The sequence below is a fragment of the Streptomyces sp. NPDC041200 genome, from assembly GCF_055591805.1.
Genome location: NZ_JBVIZF010000105.1, coordinates 1 through 4804, shown reverse-complemented (window position 1 = coordinate 4804; position 4804 = coordinate 1). Strand labels below are relative to the sequence as shown.

Below are 4804 nucleotides of genomic sequence, written 5' to 3'. Positions count from 1 at the left end.
TCGCCCCCGAAACAGGAGCCTTCCTCGAACTGGGCCCGGACCCGGTCCTCGCCACCGCGACACAACACACCCTCGCCCACACCACCACCGACACCGACCGGCCCAGCCCGCTGGTGACGGCCACACTCACCCGCAAACAACCCGAAACCCAAGCCTTCGCCAACGCCCTCGCACGGCTCCACATTGCCGAGGTCGACGTCGACTGGGCTCCCTGGTTCCCGGCCAGCCCCGCCCCCCGGCTCGTCGAATTGCCGACGTACGCCTTCCAGCACCAGCGCTTCTGGCTCGCCCCTCCCGCTCACCGTCCCGACGATCGCGGCAAGCATCACGACCCGGTCGAGGCACAGCTGTGGGGCGCCATCGAAGCGCAGGACGTAGATACCCTCACCAGCACGCTCCAGCTGTCGGAGAACGATCCCGGCATCGACGCGCTCCTGCCTGCCCTCCCGCTTCTCTCGGCCTGGCGCCGACGGCACCGGGAGCACTCCACCATCGGCTCGTGGCGCTACCGGATCGCCTGGGAGCAGCTGCCCGACACCGTGGCCCCTCCCGCCCTCTCCGGGACCTGGCTGCTGCTCGTGCCGTCCGGTCTGGAGGACCATCCGGTCGTCCAGACCGCCGCCCAGGCACTCGATGACCACGGCGCGGTGCGCGAGACGCTCGCCATCGACACCGTTGCCGCTCATCGCGAGGCCCTTGCCCAGCAGCTGGAAGGTGCCGCCGACGTACGTACCGCACCCGTCGGTGTGTTGAGCCTCCTCGCCCTCGATGAGGCCGCGCACCCGCACCATCCGGCCGTTCCGACCGGGCTGGCTGCCACCGCGGCCCTCGTCCAGGCCCTCGATGAACTCGGGTGGCCCGCAGCCCTGTGGTGCCTCACCCAGGGCGCCGTGGCGACCTCCCTCTCCGATGCGCTCCCCCATCCACTCCAGGCACAGACCTGGGGCTTCGGCCGGGTTGCCGCACTGGAATACCCCCAGCTCTGGGGTGGTTTGATCGATCTGCCCGACGACATCGATCCCCGCACTCCCGGCCGCATCGCCGGGCTGCTCACGCCCGGGCAATCCGAGGATCAGGTGGCGATCCGTACGGCCGTCCTGGGCCGACGCCTTGAGCACGCGCCCGCCACCGACGCCCTGGCGGTCCCCTGGCAACCGACCGGTACCACGCTCATCACCGGCGGCACCGGCGGGCTCGGCGCCCACCTCGCACGCTGGCTCGCCCGCAACGGCGCACCCCACCTCCACCTCACCAGCCGCACCGGACCCGACGCCCCCGGAGCTGCCCAACTCACGCAAGAACTCACCGACCTCGGCACCACCGTCACCATCACCGCCTGCGACGTCTCCGACCGCACTGCCCTCCGACGCCTCCTCCACACCATCCCCGCCGACCGCCCCCTCACCACCGTCATCCACGCCGCAGGCGTCGCGGAGAACACATCGCTCGCGGAGATCGACCTCCCCCACATCAGCGCGGTTCTCCAGCCCAAAGCACTCGCCGCCACCCACCTCCATGAGCTGACCAAGGACCACGACCTCAGCGCCTTTGTGCTCTTCTCCTCCGGAGCGGCCTCCTGGGGCGGCAGTCGGCAAGCCGCCTACGCCGCCGCCAACACCTACCTCGACGCCCTCGCCGAACACCGCCGTCTCCAAGGGCTTCCCGCCACCAGCATCGCCTGGGCGCCCTGGAGCGACGCGGGCATGGCCGCCGACGAGGCCGTCGTCGACTACTACAACCGGCGCGGGATGAATCCGCTCGCCCCGGATCTCGCCGTCGCCTCGCTTCAACACTCCCTCGACCACGACGACACCACCGTCACCGTCGCGGATATCGATTGGCACAGGTTCCCGACGAGCTTTACGGCGCAACGGCCGAGTCCCCTCCTCAGCCGCCTCACGCCCCCCTCGTCCGGCGCCGACGCCGCCCTGGATTCGACGTCCGATATCAGCTCGCTCCAGCAACAACTGAACGGCAGCACGCCCGCCCAGCAGCAGCAACTCCTCCTCCATCATCTACGGACACACGCGGCCGCGATCCTCGGCCACTCCAGCACGGACGCCATTCCACCCGCCCAGCCGTTCCAGGAGCTGGGGTTCGATTCCCTCACCGCCGTCGAATTCGGGAACAGGCTCACCGCCGCCACCGGTATCGACCTTCCCCCCACGCTCATCTTCGATCACCCCACGCCCAACCAGCTGGCGGACTTCCTGCGCGAGTGCCTCGTCGACACGGAGGTGGCCTCCGAGGGGCGGCTGCTGTCGGATCTCGACAAGTGGGATTCAGCGTCGGAACCGTCAGCGGTGGACGAGGCGGCTCGTCGCCGGATCACCGGCCGACTGCAGCTGCTGCTGGCCAAGTGGAGCGATACGGAACGCGAAGCGGACCGTTCCACGGCCCATGGCGATCTTGAGGCAGCAACAGCGGAAGACATTTTCGACCTCATTTCCGATGAGTTCGGAAAGGCATGAGCCCGATGACCTCCACCCTCCGCGCCGCGCCAAGGAGCTTGCGCTAGATGTCCAACGAAGAGAAGCTTCTCGATCACCTCAAGTGGGTCACGGCCGAGTTGCGCCAGACCCGCCAGCGTCTGCGCGAGGTCGATTCCGCCGAGCCGGAGCCGGTCGCCATCGTGGGAATGGCGTGCCGATACCCGGGCGGGGTGCGGTCACCCGAGGGTCTCTGGCAGCTGGTGGCGCGGGGCGATGACGCCATTTCCACGTTTCCGACGGACCGGGGCTGGGGGCTCGGCGACCTCTTCGATCCGGATCCCGCGCAGTACGGCACGTCCTATGTGGACCAGGGCGGATTCTGTTACGACGCGACCGAGTTCGACGCGGCGTTCTTCGACATCAGCCCGCGTGAGGCCGTCGCGATGGACCCCCAGCAGCGGCTGCTCCTCGAAACGGCGTGGGAGGCGTTCGAGCGGGCGGGGTTCCGTCGCGACACCTTGAGCGGCAGCAACACCGGTGTGTTCGCCGGGATCGGTTCCCACGACTATCTGTCGGTCATCGGGAACATCACCAGCGAGGTGGAGGGCTACGTCGGGGCGGGCAATCTCGGCAGTGTGGTGTCGGGCCGGGTGGCCTACTCCCTGGGTCTGGAAGGTCCCGCGGTCACGGTGGACACGGCGTGTTCGTCGTCGCTGGTGGCCATCCATCTGGCCTGTCAGGCGCTGCGCCAGGGCGAATGCGATCTGGCACTGGCGGGTGGCGTGGCGGTGATGGCCACTCCGGGGGCGTTCATCGAGTTCTCCCGCCAGCGCGGTATGGCCCCCGACGGCCGCTGCAAGCCCTTCGCCGCCGCGGCCGACGGCACCGGCTGGGGCGAGGGTGCCGGGCTCGTCGTCCTGGAGCGCCTGGGTGAGGCGCGGCGTCGCAACCACCGGGTGCTGGCGGTGATCCGTGGTTCGGCGGTCAACCAGGACGGCGCCAGCAATGGGCTGACGGCTCCGAACGGGCCGTCGCAGCAGCGGGTGATCCGGCAGGCCCTCGCCAACGCCCATCTGTCCACCGCCGAGGTCGACGTGGTGGAGGGCCATGGCACCGGTACGACGCTCGGTGACCCGATCGAGGCCCAGGCGCTGCTGGCCACGTACGGGCGGGGGAGGGCGGAGGACCGGCCGTTGTGGCTGGGTTCCGTCAAGTCGAACCTGGGCCACACCCAGGCCGCCGCGGGCGCGGCCAGTGTCATCAAGATGGTGATGGCGATGCGGCATGAGCTGCTGCCCGCCTCGCTGCACATCGACGAACCGACCCCCCACGCGGATTGGACCTCGGGAGGCGTACGGCTGCTCAGCGAGCCGGTCCGGTGGCCACGGGGCGAACGGCCGCGCAGGGCCGGGGTTTCCGCGTTCGGCATCTCGGGGACGAACGCCCATCTGATCCTTGAGCAGGCCCCCGAGGAAGCGGAACACACCGCCGCGCGACCGCACCCTGGCGGTGTCGGCGTGGTGCCGTGGGTGGTGTCGGCGCGTGGCGATCAGGCGTTACGGGGCCAGGCGCGGGCGCTGGCCGAGCGGGTGGCCGCCGATGAGGACGTCACGGCTGCCGAGGTGGGCTGGTCGCTGGTCCGTACCCGGTCGGTGTTCGACCACCGCGCGGTGGTCGTGGGCGAGAACCGCGACGAAGTGATGGCCGGGCTCACCGCCCTGGCCTCCGGTGACACCCACCCCGGGGTGGTCGAGCCCGGCAGTGCGGCGGCCGCCGGCGGCCTCGACGCGGGCGGCACGGGCCCGGTGCTGGTGTTTCCGGGGCAGGGTTCGCAGTGGGCCGGAATGGGCGCCGCGCTGCTGGACAGCTCGCCGGTGTTCGCCGCCCGCGTGGCCGAGTGCGAACAGGCTCTGGCCCCTTACGTGGACTGGTCCCTCAGCGATGTGCTGCGCGGCGGTCCTGACGCCGCCGACCTCGGCCGGGTCGACGTCGTACAGCCTGTCCTGTGGGCCGTCATGGTGTCGCTGGCCGCCGTGTGGAGCGACTACGGCGTGGTCCCGGCCGCCGTGGTGGGCCACAGTCAGGGAGAGATCGCCGCCGCCGTGGTGGCCGGTGCGCTGTCACTGGACGAGGGCGCCAGGATCGTGGCCCTGCGCAGCCGCGCGCTGCGCAAGCTCGCGGGCGGAGGCGCGATGGCCTCCCTCGGCATGAGCCAGAACCAGGCCGAGGACTTCCTCACCGGCCTGGGCGAGCGGGCGGCAGGCGTCGGCGTGGCGGCCGTCAACGGTCCCGGATCCGTCGTCGTGTCCGGGCCCCCCGAGCAGGTCACCCAGGCCGTGGCGGCATGTCAGGAAGCGGGGAGCCGGGCCCGG

Annotated in this window: 2 protein-coding genes; both read left to right on the top strand. The window is 70.8% G+C overall.

The window, feature by feature from the left end:
* Positions 1 to 2471: beta-ketoacyl reductase (locus ACZ6CL_RS42750; protein WP_468946945.1), on the top strand; the 2471-nt coding region annotated here is incomplete at its 5' end.
* 47 nt (positions 2472 to 2518) lie between these two features.
* On the top strand, positions 2519 to 4804 hold a 2286-nt coding region (locus ACZ6CL_RS42745), incomplete at its 3' end, for a type I polyketide synthase (protein ID WP_468946943.1).